This is a genomic window from Trueperella sp. LYQ141 (assembly GCF_046599555.1).
Taxonomy (GTDB): Bacteria; Actinomycetota; Actinomycetes; order Actinomycetales; family Actinomycetaceae; genus Trueperella.
In genome coordinates this window covers 341349-362519 of the sequence record NZ_JBKIWQ010000001.1, presented here as the reverse complement: position 1 = coordinate 362519, position 21171 = coordinate 341349, and the positions used below count along the sequence as shown (strand labels likewise).

17 protein-coding genes, 1 tRNA gene and 1 pseudogene are annotated in these 21171 nt (G+C 54.2%); 7 read left to right on the top strand and 12 right to left on the bottom strand.

Annotated elements, in window-relative coordinates; translation table 11 throughout:
* Positions 1-55 precede the first annotated feature (55 nt).
* Positions 56-1396: a Na+/H+ antiporter NhaA gene (nhaA, locus tag ACLHIJ_RS01495; protein ID WP_411298330.1), complete on the top strand. Its 1341-nt coding sequence runs from the start codon at positions 56-58 to the stop codon at positions 1394-1396.
* Positions 1397-1726: 330 nt separating this feature from the next.
* On the opposite strand, the gene ACLHIJ_RS01490 is transcribed toward nhaA, so the two are convergent.
* From ACLHIJ_RS01490 to ACLHIJ_RS01480, 3 genes are all read right to left on the bottom strand, one after another.
* Positions 1727-2692, bottom strand: a complete 966-nt coding sequence (locus tag ACLHIJ_RS01490) for an exopolyphosphatase (RefSeq protein ID WP_411298329.1) — start codon at positions 2690-2692, stop codon at positions 1727-1729.
* The gene (locus ACLHIJ_RS01485) at positions 2689-3267 is read right to left on the bottom strand and encodes a DUF501 domain-containing protein (protein WP_411295912.1); all 579 of its coding nucleotides are present in this window, start codon (positions 3265-3267) and stop codon (positions 2689-2691) included. The genes ACLHIJ_RS01490 and ACLHIJ_RS01485 overlap by 4 nt, the downstream gene beginning before the upstream one ends.
* Before the next feature lie 245 nt (positions 3268-3512).
* Positions 3513-4427, bottom strand: coding sequence for an FtsB family cell division protein (locus ACLHIJ_RS01480; RefSeq protein ID WP_411298328.1), 915 nt, complete (start codon positions 4425-4427; stop codon positions 3513-3515).
* Between the two features lie 397 nt (positions 4428-4824).
* Between ACLHIJ_RS01480 and ACLHIJ_RS01475 the strand changes: the two genes are divergently transcribed.
* A complete protein-coding gene (locus tag ACLHIJ_RS01475; RefSeq protein WP_411295914.1) occupies positions 4825-5001 on the top strand; it encodes a hypothetical protein in 177 nt (58 codons plus the stop codon).
* A 412-nt stretch (positions 5002-5413) separates the two neighbouring features.
* On the opposite strand, the gene eno is transcribed toward ACLHIJ_RS01475, so the two are convergent.
* The 4 genes from eno to ACLHIJ_RS01455 form a co-directional block, all read right to left on the bottom strand.
* On the bottom strand, positions 5414-6697 hold the full coding sequence (gene eno, locus ACLHIJ_RS01470) for a phosphopyruvate hydratase (protein WP_411295915.1): 1284 nt from the start codon (positions 6695-6697) through the stop codon (positions 5414-5416).
* A gap of 243 nt (positions 6698-6940) precedes the next feature.
* On the bottom strand, positions 6941-10447 hold the full coding sequence (mfd, locus tag ACLHIJ_RS01465) for a transcription-repair coupling factor (protein WP_411298327.1): 3507 nt from the start codon (positions 10445-10447) through the stop codon (positions 6941-6943).
* Positions 10444-11040: an aminoacyl-tRNA hydrolase gene (gene pth, locus ACLHIJ_RS01460; protein WP_411295917.1), complete on the bottom strand. Its 597-nt coding sequence runs from the start codon at positions 11038-11040 to the stop codon at positions 10444-10446. The genes mfd and pth overlap by 4 nt, the downstream gene beginning before the upstream one ends.
* A gap of 175 nt (positions 11041-11215) precedes the next feature.
* The gene (locus ACLHIJ_RS01455) at positions 11216-11821 is read right to left on the bottom strand and encodes a 50S ribosomal protein L25/general stress protein Ctc (RefSeq protein ID WP_411295918.1); all 606 of its coding nucleotides are present in this window, start codon (positions 11819-11821) and stop codon (positions 11216-11218) included.
* Between the two features lie 653 nt (positions 11822-12474).
* Here ACLHIJ_RS01455 and ACLHIJ_RS01450 point away from each other — a divergent pair.
* Positions 12475-14208: pseudogene (locus tag ACLHIJ_RS01450) on the top strand (sodium-dependent transporter).
* A 63-nt stretch (positions 14209-14271) separates the two neighbouring features.
* Positions 14272-14379 (top strand): methionine/alanine import family NSS transporter small subunit, encoded by a 108-nt coding sequence (locus ACLHIJ_RS01445; RefSeq protein WP_411295920.1) that lies wholly within the window; start codon positions 14272-14274, stop codon positions 14377-14379.
* Here the strand turns inward: ACLHIJ_RS01445 and ACLHIJ_RS01440 are convergent.
* The 4 genes from ACLHIJ_RS01440 to ACLHIJ_RS01425 form a co-directional block, all read right to left on the bottom strand.
* On the bottom strand, positions 14354-14971 hold the full coding sequence (locus tag ACLHIJ_RS01440) for a sugar O-acetyltransferase (protein ID WP_411295921.1): 618 nt from the start codon (positions 14969-14971) through the stop codon (positions 14354-14356). The genes ACLHIJ_RS01445 and ACLHIJ_RS01440 overlap by 26 nt on opposite strands.
* Before the next feature lie 77 nt (positions 14972-15048).
* On the bottom strand, positions 15049-16029 hold the full coding sequence (locus ACLHIJ_RS01435) for a ribose-phosphate diphosphokinase (protein ID WP_411296004.1): 981 nt from the start codon (positions 16027-16029) through the stop codon (positions 15049-15051).
* Positions 16030-16076: 47 nt separating this feature from the next.
* Positions 16077-17177 (bottom strand): NTP transferase domain-containing protein, encoded by a 1101-nt coding sequence (locus tag ACLHIJ_RS01430; RefSeq protein WP_411295922.1) that lies wholly within the window; start codon positions 17175-17177, stop codon positions 16077-16079.
* 30 nt (positions 17178-17207) lie between these two features.
* Positions 17208-17278 (bottom strand) — tRNA-Gln (locus ACLHIJ_RS01425).
* Positions 17279-17358: 80 nt separating this feature from the next.
* Between ACLHIJ_RS01425 and ACLHIJ_RS01420 the strand changes: the two genes are divergently transcribed.
* From ACLHIJ_RS01420 to ACLHIJ_RS01410, 3 genes are read left to right on the top strand one after another with little or no spacing between them, the layout of a single operon-like run.
* On the top strand, positions 17359-18132 hold the full coding sequence (locus ACLHIJ_RS01420) for a TetR/AcrR family transcriptional regulator (RefSeq protein ID WP_411298326.1): 774 nt from the start codon (positions 17359-17361) through the stop codon (positions 18130-18132).
* On the top strand, positions 18132-19100 hold the full coding sequence (locus ACLHIJ_RS01415) for an ABC transporter ATP-binding protein (RefSeq protein ID WP_411295924.1): 969 nt from the start codon (positions 18132-18134) through the stop codon (positions 19098-19100). Before ACLHIJ_RS01420 ends, ACLHIJ_RS01415 begins: the two co-directional genes overlap by 1 nt.
* A gap of 1 nt (position 19101) precedes the next feature.
* Positions 19102-20427, top strand: coding sequence for an ABC transporter permease (locus tag ACLHIJ_RS01410; protein WP_411298325.1), 1326 nt, complete (start codon positions 19102-19104; stop codon positions 20425-20427).
* Positions 20428-20603: 176 nt separating this feature from the next.
* On the opposite strand, the gene ACLHIJ_RS01405 is transcribed toward ACLHIJ_RS01410, so the two are convergent.
* Positions 20604-21140: a MarR family winged helix-turn-helix transcriptional regulator gene (locus ACLHIJ_RS01405; protein WP_411295926.1), complete on the bottom strand. Its 537-nt coding sequence runs from the start codon at positions 21138-21140 to the stop codon at positions 20604-20606.
* Between the last annotated feature and the right edge of the window lie 31 nt (positions 21141-21171).

The following is a 21171-nucleotide window of genomic DNA, read 5'->3' as shown; positions in this document are numbered from 1 at the left end:
GTAGAAACGATGAATCCAATCGGGCAAGCAGAAACGCGAAAGGGATTGGAACAGCATGAGAATCACTCGCCGCTATCACAAGGCACTAAAGAACGAAACATTCGCAGGTGTCGTCCTTATCCTCGGAGCTGTTCTCGCCTTGTTGTGGGCAAATTTCCCCAACTCTGAAGTGCGCGAGCTATATGCCACGATCTCTGAAGCCCATATCGGCCCGCAAGCCTTACATCTTCACCTGAGCGTCTCACACTGGGCTTCTGATTTCCTTCTGGCGTTATTCTTCTTCATCATCGGCATGGAGCTTAAACAGGAATTCGTTATTGGCTCTCTACGCGATATTCGGCAAGCCTTAGTCCCTATTCTGGCTGCCGTATGCGGTATGGCCGGTCCGATGGGGGTATACGTCATCACCCAGTTTTTCCACGGGGAAAGCGCGAATTGGCACGGATGGGCTGTTCCAGTAGCAACCGATATTGCATTCGCATTAGGCGTCCTAGGATTATTTGGCCGCGGATTGCCTATCGCTTTACGCACATTCTTGATGACGCTTGCCGTCGTGGATGACCTCCTCGGCATTCTCATCATTGCCATTTTCTTCTCATCAAACCTGAATTTTGGCTACCTTGCTCTGGCTTTCCTTACGATCGCAGTCTTTGGGCTGTGTGCCCAGAAGCGTATCTTACGCTGGTATGTGCTGTGGCCCCTAGGAATCATCGCCTGGTATTTCATGCATGCCTCAGGAATCCATGCCACTATCGCTGGCGTTGCGCTTGGAATGACGATCCCCACCATCCAGCGCACCTCAGAAAAGCTCCCCCTTACCGAGCGACTCACTGAGCATCTTGAGTTCTACTCTGCCGGTTTCATTCTGCCGATTTTCGCTTTCTTTGCGGCTGGCGTGAACGTCATTGACTCCGGCGGCGTCGGCGCAATGCTTCGCGATTCTTCCGCAATGGGTATTTACCTCGGGTTGCCAGTCGGCAAGACGCTGGGAATTTCTCTCGGAGTTGCGATCATGGTTTACGTCTTTAAGCTCCGGTTAGGAAAAGGGCTTTATCTGCGAGATATTTTGGCGGTGTCAATGATTGCCGGTATCGGCTTTACCGTCTCGCTCTTGATCGCCACATTATCCTTCGATGCGAACAATCCCGCTGGCCCGCATGCCCGAGTAGCCGTCCTGTTAGGAACAGCGATTTCCCTGTTCATTGGCGCTTTCTTGTTGCGCTGGCGAGCCCAATGGCATATGAGCCACGACGCGAAGCCTAGCGAGGAGGAGCTCGCTCATCGTCGTGATGTTCTAGAACACGGCGTCATTGCCTCGAATGACGATATTGACGAGACGTGGGGTGAAGTACCTGGCGGCAGACCAGAAGTTGGGCCAGGGCACTACGATCGCTAACGGTTCAGGATTGGCGCTACCTGCCTATATGCCGGCGGGTATAACCTGTTGCGTTCCCAATGCATAAACTGACGCCAGAAACTGAGGAGCTAGGTTTGCCGTAGCTACCTGCTGCAATCCAGGTAGCAGATCAACGTGGTTACCGCTTCCTATGTGAATCTGCCAAAGCAACACAGTATTACCGTTTTGGCACACGTTAAGCGGAAATCCTCAAAATTCTAGCTAGCCACTCAGCGCCTATTTTCGACCACTATTTCCGCATGCCAGCAGCCTGCAAAACTGCTTTTTATACGGTTGGTAGTCACTACGCGGTGCAGCTAGCGTAAATTTTCAGTGCTGTGGCGGGTTTGGCTCACGTGCCGCCCACAGCGCCAAACCGTCAAGAATATCGTGCTCCGACGTCACCGTATGAGTAATAACGTCTGCTCCCGCATCACGGCAAATCCGACGCAAAACTTCCTGCCACACCAAAGCGCCTGCCTGGATAACGTCAACTCGCCCCGGATGCATAAACCCTAGTTTCGCCCGCTGCTCAGCCGTAGAGGTAATAAACCATTCGCAGACCGCATCCATATCTGATACCGATAACCGAGCTCCATGAATCCGAGCAGGATCATAGGCAGCCAATCCCAATACTTTCGCAGTAATCGTTGTGATTGAACCAGCTAATCCAATAACTGTGCGCGGCACCGATAAATCAATATCTGCCGCATCAAGAGCTGCCTGCACATCACGTCGAGCGGCGGCTATCTGCTGCTCACTTGCCGGATCTGACGTTAAATGCCGCTCACGCATTCGCACACATCCAACATCCATTGACACCGCAGCATATATATCGCCATTGCGGCTACCGCAGACCAATTCCGTTGATCCGCCGCCCAAATCTACCGTCAGAATCGGATCATCGGCACCCTCCGGCAAAGACGATACTGCCCCCGTAAAAGACGCTCGCGCTTCTTGCTCCCCAGATAACACCTGGGCAGCTACCCCCAGACGCTCGCGCACGCCAACGAGGAAAATATCCCGATTAGCGGCATCTCGGGTTGCCGACGTTGCCGCAAAACGGATGGACTCTACTGCGTGCTCGCGGCATTGCGCCGCATAATCCTCAACAAAGGCTAAGGCCCGTTCCAAAGCACTAGGATCGAATATTCCAGTGCGATCAACGCCCTGACCTAATCGGGCCACTTCCATCTGCCGAACAATATCTCGCAGCGGTGCGCCGCTTTCACCTGGAACGTCAGCAATCAGCAACCGAATCGAATTCGTTCCACAGTCAATACCAGCGACCCTCACGCCTCATCCTTTCCACCGTACGGCTTTTCACAACGGCACACCTTCGAATCCCATCCGACTCGTGCCAGCGTCTCATCGCCCACCGGAACGATCCCTGCTCCCACCGCTAAAGCATAGCCCGCTAGCGCATGCAGACATTTCACCCGATCTGGCATGCCCCCCGCAGAGAAATTCGCAATCTGAGGAACGTCGGCCAGGAGGGACCGTCGCTCTAAATAGCTGCGATGAGCGCGTTCATGAGCGTGCCGGTAGTCCTCATCAACAGCGAGACGTTCATTGAATTCCACCATCTGCCCAGTGCTTTCCAACCGAGAAATATCTCGAACAAGCTCCGGCAAGGTCAGGTAAAACAATGTGGGAAACGGCGATCCATCTGGCAACTGCGGATAGGTGATCGTCACTGCTGGATTACCGCATACGCAGCGCGCCCCAATCCCGACTAAACCGCGCGGGAAACGCCCTAACTGCGCACGAAGAATCGCTACATCATCCGGACGAAGCGCACTCGCATGAGCGGCCACCCTACGCAAAGTGGATTCATCAATGTCTGGGATTTCGTGCAGCGGTGTAGTCATAGCACGTAGCCTACCCGCTTCCCCGTCTTGGCTCTCACTCGGCAACTCGGCTCATGGTGTGCTTATCATCATGCACTGTTAACTATGGCTCCCACCCACATACGATTGCCCAGATATACCAACGCAAATCCATCACGCATACCACTATCTACCGCGCCTATACTCGCACGCATTTCTGCACGCTTCCGCCACTTATCAGGCGTATGCGCGGCGCGCGTCAGCGGATAGTATCGCCCACTAGCGATTTACCCAGCAGAATCAGGCGATGCCGGAGCTGGAGAATTTTCTGGCTCAGCCTCTTGGGGCTGAGCAGGCGTTGGGGCCGGTTGTGGGGAATTTTGCTCAGATTTTTCACTGTCAGGTTGAATCAGTGGCACGTTCGACGGGTTCACTGCCCCAGCACTATTTCCTGCGATTTCAATAGATTCCCACATCGTCAGATAATACGGAGTTGCCTGACGTCGCCGGTCATTGACCTCTTTGGCGCGTTCTGCGATGATCTGATCGGCTGTGCCTTTCGCCGGATCAGAAACGAGATATAGGGTTTCTCCTGGCAAAACGTAACCTAAACGCTCCCGCGCCTGGCTACGCACAAAGGCCGGATCATTCCATCGAGCGATTTCCTTTTCCAGGCTGGCAACCCGGTCCGTCGTTTTTTCTAAAGACGCCAAAGCTTCACGCTTCTGTTGCTGCTGATCGAGATATTGGCTCAACGGATGCGCAATAATGACCACTGCCAGCAAGGCAAAGAAAATGACGGATAGCGCCCGCAAGGAAAATTGCCGCGTCTTTTCCCCATCAGTAAAAGAGATAGTGAATTTGCGGGAAAAACGGGAAGAACTCGCTGGTTTTTCAGCTTTTCGTGACGTTACCGCAGCTGGTGCGCGATGACGTTTCCACGGCAGCCGACGACCTCGTAATATCTTTCGCGGCGAATCGCCCTCTTTGCCTGGGGTATGCGCCGTTCGCATCGGCTCCTCGCCTCGCTGGCGGTTGCCACCAATAGCTGAGCGGTTCATTGCCACACTGCGAGCGCTGGCGCTTTCACGTTGCGAGGTATTCTCGCGATAATCAGCCGGATTATTGAGTGAGCTAGAGGCACGACGAACATTGCCGGGGCGGGTAGCACCAGGCTTGCGAACTGGACGTCGAGGACTCATAGCGCTAAGTCTACGGATTGTAGGCACTCTCGGCGTGAAGCCCCACGGTGAGCCGAGCTTTTATCGGTTAGCGCACATTTTGCTAAAACATCCGCGCGCACTATATAGCCATCTCGAATCTAGGGCATGATTGCGTTCATCTCTGTGTTACAAAGAGCGCAAATAACATATTTTCGTCATGACAGCCGCCTGACGAATCGGCGCTTTATATCAATATTTACTTTTAGAGCACACTGAACCCTTCGTTGACTTTCCAAGCTTCACTTTTGCTCTCGATACCCAAGGAGTCGATCCTAACCTGTGTTATTGGCTAGATCGATACCCCATCGAAAGAAGATGAACTCACATATACGATTGAGCACTATATCACCGAGGTCCATATGGCTGGGTCATCACCTTGAGCGGGATAGGCCGCGAGCTATTTGAGGTATCGGGAACATATCGAGCCGAACATTCCTTAGCCGCTCAACTCGCTCTAGAGATCTCGCATAATTCGCAGGGCACTCCCGTTTTGCACCTCATCTCAACGCTGAGTACCGACGGTGAACTGGAAAGACCACAGCACAATCTGTAACACCGCGCTAGTGCCCAAGACTCCAAACCGCGATCAGAATTGCACGTCAAAGTACCACGAGTCTCTGGAGACATCCGTATCCATACACAGTATGCGTGGTGCGGCGTTGTCTGCACCAAACAACGGGCACTGTTTGCACCACGTAGCTCGCCACGAGACTGCCAAGACGGCACAGATACCACCCAGATTTACCTATTTAGTTGAGCATATACCTGGCTGAATACCTACAACGAGCAGATCGCTCGTCATTTTTTTTGGTTATAAAGATACGCATGTGGGCCATAGCTTCAAAGCTATGGCCCACATTGTACGATTACCTACCTAGCGGTTACGCCGCTGCAAGATTACGCCCGCAACAACGCGACATTCAGGCATGTTCGAGGTACATCGCCTCGCCGATTACTCTCGCTACTTACTTGGCGGAGAAACGCGGGAAGGCCGAGGCACCAGCGTACACTGCTGCATCTTCGAGCTCTTCTTCGATGCGCAGCAACTGGTTGTACTTATTGACGCGCTCGCCACGTGCCGGAGCACCCGTCTTGATCTGGCCGGAGTTGGTGGCAACAGCGAGATCAGCAATCGTGGTATCTTCCGTCTCACCGGAACGGTGGGAGGTCATCGTCTTGTAGCCAGAACGATGTGCCAACTCAACAGCTTCGAGGGTTTCCGTCAGCGAACCAATCTGGTTGACCTTCACGAGCAGGGCGTTAGCCGCACCCATAGCAATACCCTTCTTCAGGCGCTCCGGGTTGGTCACGAACAGATCATCACCGACGAGCTGGACGCGATCGCCAATCTCCTTGGTGAGCGCCGCCCAAGCATCCCACTCATCTTCGGAGAGCGGATCTTCGATGGAGACGAGCGGATAATCGCTGACGAGCTTCTCGTAGTACGCAACCATCTCTTCAGTGGACTTTGCGCCACCTTCGAACTGGTATGCGCCATCCTTGAAGAATTCGGTGGAGGCGACATCCAAAGCCAAAGCAACATCGGCACCTGGCTTGTAGCCAGCCTTCTCAATAGCCTCAATGATGAGATCGAGAGCTGCCGCATTGGATTCGAGGTTCGGTGCGAAACCACCCTCGTCGCCCAGGCCAGTGTTCAGACCACGGCTCTTAAGCACAGACTTCAGCGCATGGTAAACTTCCGAGCCCATACGCAGAGCTTCCTTGAAGGTCGGAGCACCGAGAGGAGCAATCATGAACTCCTGAATATCCACGTTGGAATCGGCATGCGAACCACCGTTAAGGATGTTCATCATCGGAACCGGCAGAACATGTGCGTTCGGGCCGCCGAGGTAGCTGTAGAGAGCCAAGCCAGCCGAATCTGCCGAGGCCTTCGCAATTGCCAGCGAAACACCCAGGATGCCGTTTGCGCCAAGCTTGCCCTTATTTGCCGTGCCATCAAGATCGCACAGTACCTGATCGACCAGGCGCTGATCCGAGGCATCGAGGCCAACGATTTCTTCTTCCATCTGCTCAATGACGTTAGCGACGGCTTCCGTCACGCCCTTGCCCAAGTAACGCGAGGAATCACCATCGCGCAGCTCCACAGCTTCAAAAGCGCCAGTAGATGCGCCCGACGGCACGCCAGCGCGGCCGAAGTGGCCATCGTCGAGCAAAACCTCGACTTCAACGGTCGGATTACCACGCGAATCAAGAATCTCACGTGCGTGTACGGCTTCAATATTTGCCACAAGAACTCCTTCGTTGAGGGTTATCTTCATGTGCTGCGGGGAAGCAGCCACTCGCTATCTATTGTCCTACGAATGGCCGCAAAAAACACTCTCTATCCACACCTCATGGAGGTTTTCACCTCTGGGACGAATGGCGCAGAGCACGTCTAGCATCCTCGTGTCCGTCTTTCGTCCTATCACATATCCACACAGACGAGCCGCACATAAGCACGAGCACGACGCCCGCACCCTCACGAAGCAGGGCTACGAACCCAGTGACGCCACACAGACAGAGGAGATAACCTGCTCCACAAAATCTAGCAACTCGTCATTCGTCAGCACATGATTCGCGTTAAAACTGCGCGCTGGCTGGCTGCCCGCCGGAACAAGCATCGTGCGAATCGCCGGTTTAACCGTCGCCCGTGGATACAGCCGACGCAATCGCGACTGGCGCGCGTCTGATAACTCCACTGGCGCAAATCTTAGATTTCGCCCCTGCATAGTGATCTCTTCAATGCCCACATCTCGGCACACATTCCGCAACTGAGCTAGCCGGAAAAGTCGGCGCACCTCATCTGGGATCTCCCCATAGCGATCGCGCAATTCACTACTAACATCCTTACGCTGCACTTGACTCGTACTAGCCGCAATTTTCGTGTAAATCTCCAGCCGTAGCCGTTCGGACGTCACCCAACTCTCCGGCACATAGGCATCCACCGGCAACTCGATACGCACATCCGCACTCTTTTGCGCCTCGCTCCGCTTATCTTGCCCCGTTATATGCGCAACGGCTTCCGAAACCATCCGAATATACAAATCGAATCCCACGCCGGCAATATGCCCCGACTGCTCCCCGCCGAGAAGATTTCCTGCCCCGCGAATCTCTAAATCTTTCAACGCCACCTGGAAACCTGCCCCCAGCTCGGTGTGGGAGGCAATGGTGCGCAGGCGTTCAATCGCAGTTTGCGTCATGGAATGTTCCGGCGGATACAAGAAATACGCATAAGCCCGCTCTCGCCCACGCCCGACGCGACCACGCAACTGGTGAAGCTGAGACAAACCAAGCTGATGGGCGTTTTCTACAATCAACGTATTAGCGTTGGAAATATCCAGCCCAGTTTCCACGATAGTCGTACACACGAGGACGTCAATATCTTTATTCCAAAAAGCCGCAATGACCTCTTCTAACTGGCGTTCACTCATTTTTCCATGAGCAACACCGACGCGAGCCTCAGGAATCATATCCGTGATTTCTGCCGCCACTCGATCGATAGACTGCGTGCGGTTATGCACATAAAACACTTGACCGTCACGCAAAAGTTCGCGCTTAATTGCGGCCGCGACCTGCTTATTTTCATGCACACCGACGTAAGTCAAAATAGGATGACGCTCCTCCGGCGGAGTGGCCAGAGTCGAAATCTGCCGGATCCCCGTCACCGCCATCTCTAAGGTGCGCGGAATCGGGGTTGCCGACATCGACAGCACATCAACCGTTGGATAGAGCTGCTTGAGGGTTTCCTTATGCTCCACCCCAAAACGCTGCTCCTCATCAACGATCACCAAACCCAGATTCTTAAACCGCACATCACCAGTAATAAGTCGATGCGTGCCAATCACGACGTCAATTGTTCCCCGACGTAGATCCTGACGAATACGCTCTGCCTCCGCGTCGGTGACAAAACGCGACAAAGCCGCCACTCGCACCGGAAAACCGGCATAACGCTCTTCAAAGGTTTCCAAATGTTGTTGGACGAGGAGCGTGGTCGGCGCCAAGATCGCCACCTGCATCCCGTCTTGAACCGCCTTAAAAGCAGCCCGCACAGCAATTTCCGTCTTTCCGTAGCCCACATCCCCGGAAATGAGGCGATCCATCGGTTCTGGCGATTCCATATCGCGTTTGACGTCATCAATCGTTGCCAACTGGTCAGGAGTTTCCACGAACTCAAAGGCATCTTCTAGTTCGCGTTGCCAGGGAGTATCTGGAGAAAATGCGTGACCTTTTGTTGCCCGACGTTGGGCGTAGAGCCGGACCAATTCGCGGGCAATCTGCTTGACGGCTGCCCGCGCCTTTGCCTTGGTGCGCTCCCAATCTGCCCCGCCCATTTTATTGAGCGTCGGCGATTCCCCACCGGCATATTTCGATACTTGATCGAGCTGATCGGTTGGCACCCATAACTCATCGCGAGCCTGCCCGCGCTTAGACGCCGCATACTCTAAGACGACATACTCTCGCTGCGTCCCATTCGATCCAAGTTGCCGCTTGGCCAGTTTGACGAACTGAGCCACCCCGTGACGCGCGTGGACAACATAATCACCTGGTTTAAGCTGCAGCGGATCAACCGCATTCTTGCGACGCTTAGGCATCGCGTGCTGCTCAACATTGCGCGTTCGTCGTCGGCCAATAATATCGGCACTCCCCAGTAGCGCAAAGCGTTCGCGTGGCGCAATAAAGCCCAGCTTGATCGGGGCAACAAGCACCTGAACAACGCCAGCTTTCAGCTCGTCAATATCGTCAACCAGGACTGCGGGAATCTCCGCGTCGGCAAGATTTTCCACCAGACGCCGCCCCAGACCAGCGCCTTCCACAGCCACGACGACGCGCCACTCGCCCTTAATCCACTGGGCAAGCTGAGCGATAGCCGCCTCCATATCGCCGGCATAGTTATCCGGTTCATTCAATGGCAGCGATATGCTATCGGCACCTGAGAATCCGCCAATAGCGCACCACCCCAGCCCGCGATGCTGCGCTTGGCTACGCGCATCGTCGATCTGTGCAAAAGACGCTGTTTTAGCTTCCACGGGAATCGGCCCGCCCGCAGCCGCCGCATTCCACGCAGCTTGCCGGAACTCCTCCGTTGTCTCATGCAGAGATTCAGCGCGTGCCCTTATGCGTTCTGGCTCAACAAGTGCAATCCGCGCCTGCTGTGGCAGCTCATGGAGAAATAACCGCATGGTGTCAACCAAAATCGGCTGGAGAGATTCCATTCCCTCCACTGCCACTGCGTTGGCGATTTTGTCGAGCATGTCGATCGCACCAGGTAATTCTGGGATGATCTGCGAGGCGCGCGAACGCACCGCATCGGTTAGGAGCAATTCCCGGCACGGGGAGGCATACACCTGCGTCAAGGTCTCCAAGGAACGCTGATCGGATACTGAAAACATCCGAATATCATCGACCTCATCCCCGAATAGCTCTAATCGAGTTGGATGGCTTGCCGTTGGCACAAAAATATCGACAATACCGCCACGGATGGCAAACTGCCCACGGCTTTCCACCATATCTACTCGGGTATATGCCAAAGCAGTGAGCCGACGGATGAGATCCTCAAGGTCTAACTCATCGCCCCGACGAATCCGTACCGGCTCAATATCCCCTAATCCGCTGGCAATCGGTTGTAAGAATGCTCGGATGGGAACGATGAGGATATGTAAAGGTGGGAATTCTTCCGGATGAGCCAATCGCCGCAAGGTCATCATGCGCGTACCGACCGTATCGGAACGCGGCGAGAGCCGTTCATGGGGGAGCGTCTCCCAGGATGGGAAAAGGGCGACCGCACTGTGCGGAAGGTAAGCGCGCAGCGCAGCTTGCAGTTCCTCGGCCTCACGCCCGGAAGCCGTCACTGCCACCTGTAATGTGTGTGGCTGCTCGTGAACAAAATGAGCTAGCGTCGGTGCGAATGCCCCGCGAGGCATCGCAAGATTGGCGGTCACTCCATCCGCATATCCGCTGCCTAGGCTCTCAGCAAGAACCTCCAGAACGCAATGTATCATGAGCGCGCCGCAGTAGAGTGCAGACGCAGTTGGGCACTATCCAAACCGCGCATCAGGACGTCTTCAACCGCGTCGACCGCAGCGTCAATCAGCATATCGAGTTCTCGCCGTTCAGACGTCGTGAAGTTGGACAGCACATAATCGGCAGCATCCCGCCCAGCGGGGGGACGCCCAATCCCAAAGCGCAATCGAATGTAATTTTTTGTGCCTAACGCACCGCTGAGGGAACGCAAACCGTTATGCCCACCTTCTCCCCCACCACGTTTGAGTTTGAGAACCCCAAAGGGCAGATCGAGTTCGTCATGTACCACAATGAGATTCTCGGTAGGAATCTTGAAGTAGCTCATTAACGATTTGATCGGACCGCCGGAAGTATTCATATATCCATTGGTTATCCCCAAGATCAGGCGCTGCCCGGGATTGCCGGGGGCTACCCCATAGAGTACGCTCGCGGCACGGGTCTGGGAGGGCTTATGCAGCGAGAGGGAGGTTCCCGCACGTGTAGCTAAGGCGTGAATGACGTGTTGACCGATATTGTGTCGGGTAGCTTCGTACTGTGCGCCGGTATTACCTAGCCCAACTACTGCATACATCGGGGTTCCTTTCCACAAGCACAGCTCTATCGACGACGGCGGTTATGCGTCAAAACTTCTGTGCGGATGCATATCTCCTGCAGAATCGGTGTTTCCGCTTATTCACACGCGGTTTTCGTGCGTAGGAAACATGCGAGGGTCCAGGCATTATAGCTGGACCCTCGCACGGACAGAATTATTCAGCAGCTTCTTCTGCTTCTTCTTCAGCGTCAGCTTCTTCCGTCTCCGGAAGGTCTACTTCCTGCGGAATAGCAATGACGACAACAATTTCTTCGGCGTCGATTTCCGTGGTGACGCCCTCGGGCAGGGCTAGATCGCCAACACGCACCTGGGTGCCGTCTTCCATGCCTTCAACGTCAACGACGATAGCCGTCGGCACATCCGTTGCCGGTGCTTTCACTGCGATGGTCATCATCTCAACGGTGGCGATTGCGCCGGACTGCGGTTCACCAGAAAGCTCTACTGCAACATCCACGTCAACCTTTTCGTCGGCCTTCACGCGGAGCAGATCCAGGTGCTCAATACGACGCGAGAGCGGATTGCGCTGCACATCCTTGGCCATAACGAGCTGGTTTGCGCCATCAACCTTCAGGGTGAACAGGGCGTTCGGGTTGGAACGAACGAGCATGTATGCGTCATGGTAATCGACGGCGAAATGCTCCGGATCTTGACCGTGACCGTAGACAACGACCGGCATAAGACCTTCGCGGCGCATGCGACGTGCCGCACCCTTACCAAATTCTTCTCGCCGCGTGGCTTCCAATACTGGCTTCGACGCCATTTCTTTACTCCTTGGTATCTCAAACTGTGCAGCTAGTGCTGCGCGATAGCGCCTCGCAAACCGGCGACTACACCCGAGGAGTATAGGCAACCGCGTCGATTACGGAACAAGACGTTCCCTCGCCGAGGCCTTATTACTATATCGCGCCCCTCAAATAATCAGCTAGCTTGCCGGCGAATCTCACACCCAACACTGGGTAATACACAGGTGCACGACGGCTATTGCGGGCATTATCTACGAAATCGGCATTGGCAGGCTAGCGAGCACAGTTTCTTGCGGTATTAGCACAGATACTGTTCGCTGCATCGACATCTCAGCATAGGCGTATGCGCCGACGAAGATCGCCATCATATTCATTATTCGCGCGTCAGTTGCGGCGGCTATGTAGCCAAGCTGGCAACCAGCAGCAATATGCGGAGGCGAGCGAGCGCTAGTCCTTCGGGTATTTCGCAATAGGTAATGCCAGCAGTTCTCGTCGGCTATCAAGACAAACGCGGCTTATTGTAACGCCCCTGCGCAATACCCGAAGGTACTCTACGCGCGGCGAGGCAGGGGTGAAACAGCCCGTGGCAAGGCAAGGCAAGGCAGTGTCTCATTTTTTTTGGACAAGAGTTTCAAGGAGTGGGATTTCTTCTATCGTCAGACCAACTGTTATGGAGCACGCAAGGAGTACGTCATGGCATCAAAATCGACAACCACCTCCAGCACTCACGCCTCACGCATCACACCACCGAGAACAGTGGTCGGGGCAATACGGCTTTATCCTGGCTGCCATTGGTTCTGCTATCGGCCTGGGCAATATTTGGCGATTCCCGGGCGTTGCCCACTCCCACGGCGGCGGCGCATTTCTTATTCCCTATCTCGTCGCCCTCGTCACCGCCGGTATCCCCATCCTGCTTCTCGACTACTCCCTCGGCCACCGCTACCGCGGCTCCGCGCCAGCAGTATTCCGCCGGATTAACAAGAATTTTGAAGTCCTCGGCTGGCTGCAGGTGATAATCTCCTTCGTCATCATCACCTACTACTCCGTCATCTTGGCATGGGTCTTGCGCTATATGCTCTACTCCGTCAACCAATCATGGGGATCCGATACAAAAGAGTTTTCCTCTCCTCTTTCCTCAAAGTATCCGCCCCTGGCGCAGAAGCGGAGATCGTTCCCGGAATTTTCTGGCCACTCGTTCTGCTATGGCTTGCCGCTGGCATCGTCATGGCGCTAGGAATCACCGGCGGGCTAGAGCGAATTAACCGAATCTGCATGCCCCTGCTCGTCGTCATCTTTACTGCACTCGTCATCCGCACACTATTCCTTCCCGGAGCCAGCCTCCGGCTAAACGCTCTGTTCACCCCCCCAACTGGGGCGCCCTACGCAACCCACAAGTATGGATCGCCGCCTACTCCCAAATTTTCTTCTCCCTATCCGTCGCCTTCGGCATCATGCTGACCTATTCGAGCTATCTCAAGCGCAAATCCAATCTCGTGCCAACCGGCTTAGTTACCGGATTCGCCAACTCCTCTCTCGAAATCCTCGCCGGCATCGGAGTATTTGCCACATTAGGCTTTATGGCGCAGTCACAGTCGAGCGGCGTCAACGATTTACAAGGCATAACCGACCCAATCCTATCTTTCGTCACCTTCCCCAAGATCATCTCCATGATGCCTGGTGGACCAATCTTTGGTGTCATGTTCTTCGCCTCACTCTCCATCGCAGCGTTCACGTCATTGATCTCACTGCTCCAAGTCGTTTCCGCTACAATCCAGGAAAAATTTGCGATACGCCGACGCCTGGCCTCCCTCATCACGTGCGGGCTGACGAGTATTTTGTCGATCTTCGTCTTTTCCACCACCGACGGATTAAATGTGCTAGACGTCGTGGATAAATTCATTAACGAAATCGGCATTGTCGTCTCCGCCATCGCGATGACGGTTCTCGTGAGCTACGTCGCCCCGAACTCTCCATCCCGCGCGGGCATCTCAACCGAACTTCCACATTAAAAGCCCCGCGACTGTGGAACTTCCTGGTGGTTGTACTCGCCCCTGCCGTGCTATCAACCATCTTTGTTGCCATCTTGGTTTCATTACTGCGTGACGGGTACGGCGACTACCCCACATCATTCATCTACAAGATGGGCTGGCTCATGTTATCGGGAGTCATGGTGGCAAGTTTTATTCTTGTGGTATGCCCGTGGCGCACTCCCGTCGATCATTTCGATCCGGTCGCTTTCCACGACCGCCCAGAATCCGATAGTGAATCCGCCATTGCCGGGCACTCTATGCGGCAACGTCAGCGCGATAGAACTCTGACATTAGCCAAGATGCCCAGTAACGCAGGCGCTCTATCTGGTAGCACTGAATCCCTGGCGCATAATCCCCGTCAGCATAAGATATGACGCCCTTGCCCTTCATACCCACAGCAATCGCACGACAACAACCGAAGAAGAAAGGAGCCTGTTATGACAACTCCCGCCATCATTATGCTCGTCATCTCTATTGCCTCCGTTTGGGGCGGACTGGTCGCTTCAGTGGCCTATCTCGTCACCCATCCGCTTGAGGAGAAATAACCCGTATCACGCGGGCCGGATTGCCAACTGCAACCACATTGGCCGGAATATCTCGCACCACCACTGAGCCCGCACCGATAACGGAGTTTTCCCCGATACGCACCCCTGGGCACACGATTACCCCAGCACCGAGCCACACATTATCTTCCACGACGATTGGCTGTGCTGCCTCCAGCTTCGCCGATCGCATATCGGGATCAATAGGGTGGGTCGGCGTCACTAATTGGCATTGCGGCCCGATCTGGCAATCGCATCCAATCTCGATTCGCCCGACGTCAAGTGCCGTCAAATTGCAGTTAATAAAAGTCCGAGCACCGATATGGATATTGACGCCATAATCAACCCATATTGGCGCCCGGATATATACGTCCTCGCCGCACGAACCGAGCAACTGGCGGACAACACGCTGTGCCGCCTGCGGATCAGCCGGAAATTCAGCAGCAAATCGCTCGGATAATTCCAAGGCGCGCCTGTGCATACGAGCTAACTCAGGATCATCGGCAATATACATATCGCCAGCGAGCATACGTTCGCGTTGAGAGCGCGGATCATCACGGAAAACATCGGCTATATCAACCGGATGATATGCCATGCTACTGCCTATCTCCCTTACAGCTCCCTCGTATAGCTCAGCCCTGCACCGCGCAGCGAGCCGAGGGGTTGCGGTTATCAGTGAGCGCCATCAAATAGCGACGTGACTGAACCGTCGTTGAATACCTCTTCAATCGCGCTAGCCAACACCGGCGCAATTGGCAAAATCGTCAACTGCGGGAAGCGCTTTTCCACCGGGATGGGGAGGGTATCAGTCACAACGACCTCCCGCACACCGCTTTCTGCCAGCCGTTGAACCGCCGGATCAGAGAACAGGCCATGCGTTGCGGCAACGATAACGTCTTTCGCACCGGCTTCTAGTACCACTCGGATAGCACCGGCAATCGTCCCAGCCGTATCAATCAGATCGTCAACAATGACGGCCGTTCGCCCAGCCACATCGCCAACCACCCGATTCGAGCGCGCTTCATTCGGACGATTAATGTCTCTGGTCTTGTGCACGAATGCGAGCGGCACTCCACCTAGGCGTGCGCCCCATTGCTCGGCCACCTTAATGCGCCCGGCATCTGGGGAAACAACAACCGAGCGCGAGGAATCAATGCGAGTGCGCACATACTCAACAAGCGTTGGCATCGCCCACAAATGATCGACCGGCCCATCGAAGAAGCCCTGCGTTTGAGCTGCATGGAGATCGACGGACATAATGCGATTCGCCCCTGCAGTCTTAAACAGGTTTGCCATCAGACGGGCGGAAATTGGTTCTCGACCGCGATGCTTTTTATCCTGACGAGCGTATGGATATGACGGGACAACGACCGAAATTCGCTTCGCGGAGGCGCGCTTGGCCGCATCGACCATAATGAGAGCCTCCATAATCCACTTATTTACCGGCACCGCTACCGACTGCAAGATAAAAACGTCAGACCCGCGCACGGATTCATCGAAGCGCACATAGATCTCAGAATTCGCGAAGTCATACGCCGTCACTGGCAACAAATCAATGCCAAGCTCTTCGGCGACCGCCCGAGCCAACTCAGGATGTGCTCTCCCGCTGGCCAGGACCAAATGTTTTTCTCCGCTGGTGTGGATACCCGTCATTCTCATCCCTCTCTCCTGGCCGACTGCACGGCCCAGAGCCTGCGTCTTTACCCTATCGCCCCGGATAGCGAATCGGGAGCTTTCATTGCCAGTGATGATCCGAGCACGCTAAATGGTGGAACGCACTCATCAGCACTCAGCTCGACTCCTTGCGCCACGCAATGCGGCACATGAGCACGAGCACCCACATGAACATCAGTTAACTCTGTGTATGGCCCTACCACCGCAAATGCAGCAACATGGGTACGACCTCGCAATATCGACCCTGGTTCGATAACCGCATCTGGCTCAAGCGTGACGTCAGATTCGATAATCGTTCGCTCGGGATCGACAACAAAGACTCCCTGACGCATCCACGCCGCCACGATGCGACGATTCTTTTCTGCACGTAGGTTAGCCAGTTGCACAAGATCGTTCAGGCCCTCAGCTTGAACTGAATCATCCAAAACAAAAGAACCGACGCCCTGGCCAAGCTCACGAGCTCGCTGTACGACGTCGGTCAAATACATTTCCCCTTGGGCATTATCCGTGCCCAATGTTTGCAGGGAATCGCGCAAGAAAGCGATATCAAAGACGTAGGTGGACGTCGCAATCTCGGTAATATCCCGCTGATCGTCAAGTAGATCGCGATCTTCGACAATTGCAAGGATCTCACCTGTTGCTCCGGCGCGCTCATCGCGCTGATCTGGACCAGCCGCCTTACGCACAATCCGCCCGTATCCCGATGGATCAGCCACGTATGTAGAGAGCACCGTCACCGCATTATTGCCTTGGGCGTGGACGCCCGCTAATTCCTGCAAGACCTGCGGGGTAAACATCGGGGAATCGCCAGCGACCACGAGAACTGATCCGGTTAATCCCTCGGGAAGCGCCGCCAATCCGCACCATGCAGCTCGCCCAGTGCCTTTAATATCGTCTTGATCGGCAATTAGCGCCTCAGGATTCATCTGCGCAATATGAGCGGCAACCTTTTCGCGTTCATGACGGACGACGTAGACCACATACTCCGCCCCAGCACCAATAACTGCCGAGTTGACGTGCTGAAGAACGGAACGCCCGTTCATGGGAAGCAAAACTTTGGGAATCTGCGACTTGATTCGAGTGCCTTTACCTGCAGCGAGCACAATCGCGGCCGTCAGCTCTCCCACGATGCCTCCTCAGGACTCTCGCACCTCTCGCTCCGCCACTAGGATTCGAACCTAGACTAAGGGTTCCAAAGACCCGTGTGCTGCCGTTACACCATGGCGGATTCCTCTACATTGTGCCAGTGATTCCCCGTTAATTTCCAATCCAAAAACCCATCTTGTTAATTTTGCGATAATAGCCATTATGACAACCATCTCCTCTTCCGCAGATCAGCCCGCGAAGCAATCTGCCGCAAACGGCACAACGGCGGCTATATCTCAGGATTGTTCCCGCCCTAAACGCGCGCGCATGACGCGAGTGCAACGCCGCGAGCAACTCATCACAATTGCCCGTCAGCTATTTGCTAGCCACGGATTTGATGCGGTTTCTATTGAAGAGATCGCGCAACACGCCGGCGTATCAAAACCCGTCATCTACGAACACTTTGGTGGAAAAGAGGGGCTTTATCAGGTAATTGTCGATCGCGAGACTCGCGCATTAAGCGCACTGCTCGATCAGAACCTCTGCCCGGAGGTCCATCCACGCGCCGCGCTTGAGGGAACAATTCTGGCGTTATTGGATTATATTGCCGATAATCCCTACGGTTTTGGGCTCATGCTTCACCAATCCCCGGACGGTATTGCCGGATCGCGATTCGCCACCGTCATTTCAGATATTAGCGACTATCTAACCGAACTCCTCTCGGCATACTTCACCCAATTAGGATTTGACGTCGATAGCGCCCCGCTGTACGCACACATGCTCGCTGGGACGGTTGGTATTACTGGGCAGACGTGGGCTCACAATCCGGAGGTTCCCAAAGAGAAACTTGCAGCTCACTTGGTAAACTTGATGTGGAATGGCTTGCGCGGCTTAGAGCACGAGCCGTTCCTATTGTATAATAGAGACAAGGGAGACAAGGGAGACAAGGGAGACAAGGGAGACAAGGGAGACAAGGGAGACAAGGGAGACAAATAATGACAATTGAAGTCAATCAGCTCCATAAAACATTCGGTTCAGTTCCCGCTCTCAACGGAATGACGTTCACTGTTAACCCCGGTGAACTATACGGATTCGTTGGTTCTAACGGGGCAGGAAAAACCACAACAATGCGTATCATGCTCGGTGTTCTCAATGCCGACTACGGAAGCGTTACTCGCGACGGGAAAGCCCTGAGTTTCGCTGATCGCGCTCGATTTGGATACATGCCTGAGGAGCGCGGTTTATACCCCAAAATGGCAATTAACGATCAGCTTATTTACCTCGCTCGGCTACACCGAGTGCCGGTAGAACGAGCCAAAGAACAAGTAGAGTATTGGACGAAAAAGCTCGGTATCCATCATCGAGGCAAAGAAAACGTCCAAAATCTCTCCCTCGGCAATCAACAGCGCGTGCAGTTATGCGCTGCCCTGATTCACGACCCCGAAGTTCTCGTTCTTGATGAACCCTTCTCCGGGCTTGATCCCCTCGCCGTTGAAATGATGGGTGCCGCCCTACGCGAAAAAGCCGCCCAGGGCACAACCGTCATCTTCTCCTCCCATCAACTTGATTTAGTTGAGCGTATTTGCGATCGCATCGGCATCGCCTCCATGGGGAAGATCGCCGCAGAGGGAACACCTACCGAACTGCGCACCCGAAACTCAGAAAATCTTTTTGAGATTCAATCCCCCGACGCCCGCGCCACCGCCGAGGCTATCGCAGCACTGACGGAATCGGTCGATATTATCGACGCCCATACGTTACGCGCACAGCTTCGCGGAAACGAGGATCAAGCGCTGCTTCATGCCGCATTAGCTGGTGGGCCAGTACATTCCTTTACCAGGTATTTACCGCGACTCAGTGAGCTTTTCGGCTCAATCGTCACTGTGCCATCCTCCGAAACCGAGGAAGCAACACCCAAGAAAACCGGATTGTTTGCTCGCTTGGGCGGAAGGAGGAAGAAGTAACATGTTGCGACTCATTATCCAGCGCGAAATGCGCGCTCTTGCAGCCACAAAATCCTTTATTATTTCAACAGTCGTCTTTGCGCTACTCATTCTCGGTGGCGGTTTCCTCGGGCAATTCCTGCTCCATAAAGACAGCGATGACAATTCCTCACAAGCGCCACAAAGCGTTACGGAACAGCCCGTCATCTTTGTTGAAAAACAAATGGAGCCATTGACCCCGTACCTCGAACAGGCCATTAACGGAGCACACATCACACTGACGCCAATTGCGGAAAATGGCTCTGAAAAGGCAATTATCGAATGGAGCAAGAAATCCGGTAGCGACGCTATTGGTCTGAGCGGCACCCTCGATCAGCCGGTTATCGTCCACGAATCGTCCCTATCGAGCAACAATAAGCTCACCCCGTACGTCGAACTTGGTGCAGTCGCCCGATTAATGGCTGATAAGGGAGCGACCGTCAGCGCGCAGAACTACCAAGATCTTGCATATCAGATCAATATTCCTGAGCGTGAAGTTGTACTGCCATCAACCAACCTCATGGCCGCCAATCCCGTCGGATACTTCGTCGGCATGGCCGGAGGCATGATATTGATCTACTCCATCATCCTGGGTATGAACACGGTGGCACTGGGAATCGTCGAAGAGAAATCTTCTCGAATCGTCGAAATCCTGTTGTCAACAGTGCGCTCACGGACTCTTTTGCTTGGAAAGATCCTGGGGATTGGAATTGTCGTCCTCTCTCAGGTAACTCTTCTGGTCCTCTGTGCCGTTGCGGCACTGAATATTGCCGGAGTATGGACGCAAATTTCTATCAGCGGATACCTGATAGAAATTATCATCTGGGTGATACTCGGATTCTTCTGCTACGCCTCTATTACCGCAGCACTGGCCTCACTCGTCAGCCGTGCCGAAGAAGTCTCGTCGGCGGTCTCCCCGGTAACCCTCTTCCTGTTCGTGCCATTCTATCTTGCCTTGTACTTCGTACCGAACAGTCCAGATTCTATATGGACCAAAGGGATGTCTTTCATCCCTGGGTTTGCACCATTCATAATGGCGAACCGATCCGCATACGGAATCTCAACGACTACCGAAGTCATCATCTCTATGGCGATATCTGTGGTTGCCATTTTCCTGCTCGCAGCATTTGCCGGGCGGGTGTACTCGCACTCGGTATTGCATATGGGTAAGCGGATGTCCTTGCGCAAAGCCTTATTCTCTCCCAAGGCGGCACCGAAAGAGGTGCCTACCGTGGCAGGCACAAGCGTACTCAACGGTCAAGTCGGTCAGGTCAAAACTGAATTTCACGAACGCACATCAACAAGTTAGCTCGGTTAACCAGATCAGCATTTAACTCACCAATGCCGACCTAAAATGATCGTGGGGTTGTCTACGGAATATTCCGTAGACAACCCCACGATCTTTTATCTATATCCGTCGTGATACTAATACCGAGCGCAGGAAGTATTGCTCCTTAAGGCGCTAAAACACACTAATAGGTAGAGCTATTCATCCTCACATGGCGCATTGCGCGCAGCCAAAGCCAAGAGAATCTGACGCATCCAGTTCGCTGCCTGCACATTATCTTCCGGGGCAAACTGGCGCAGAATCTCACGTTCCGTTTCCAGTAACTGCTGCATAGCGTTATCAACCGCCGCCAGCCCTTTCTCAGTTGCAACCACGTGGACTACCCGACCATCTTGTGGGGATGACGCACGACGCAATAAATCCTTGGCCTGCATCCGATCAATCCGATTCGTAATCGTCCCAGAAGAAACAAAGGTATCCGTCATCAGCTGACCAGCCGTAAGCACATGGTCGGGCGCACGGCGCAAAGCAGCAAGCATCTCAAATTCCCAGGCTTCCAGCCCATGTTGAGCATAGACCGATCGGCGGATCTTCATAAAATGCCGGTGAATTCGCAGCAACCGGGAAAACACTGCAAGGGGCGCCACATCAAAATCAGGACGTTGCGCATGCCACGCTGCAACGACATCGTCCACCTCATCTCGCGGCGCTGGAGGGTATTCTTCTCGAGCCATATATCAAATTTTACTTAACCTCGAGATTAAA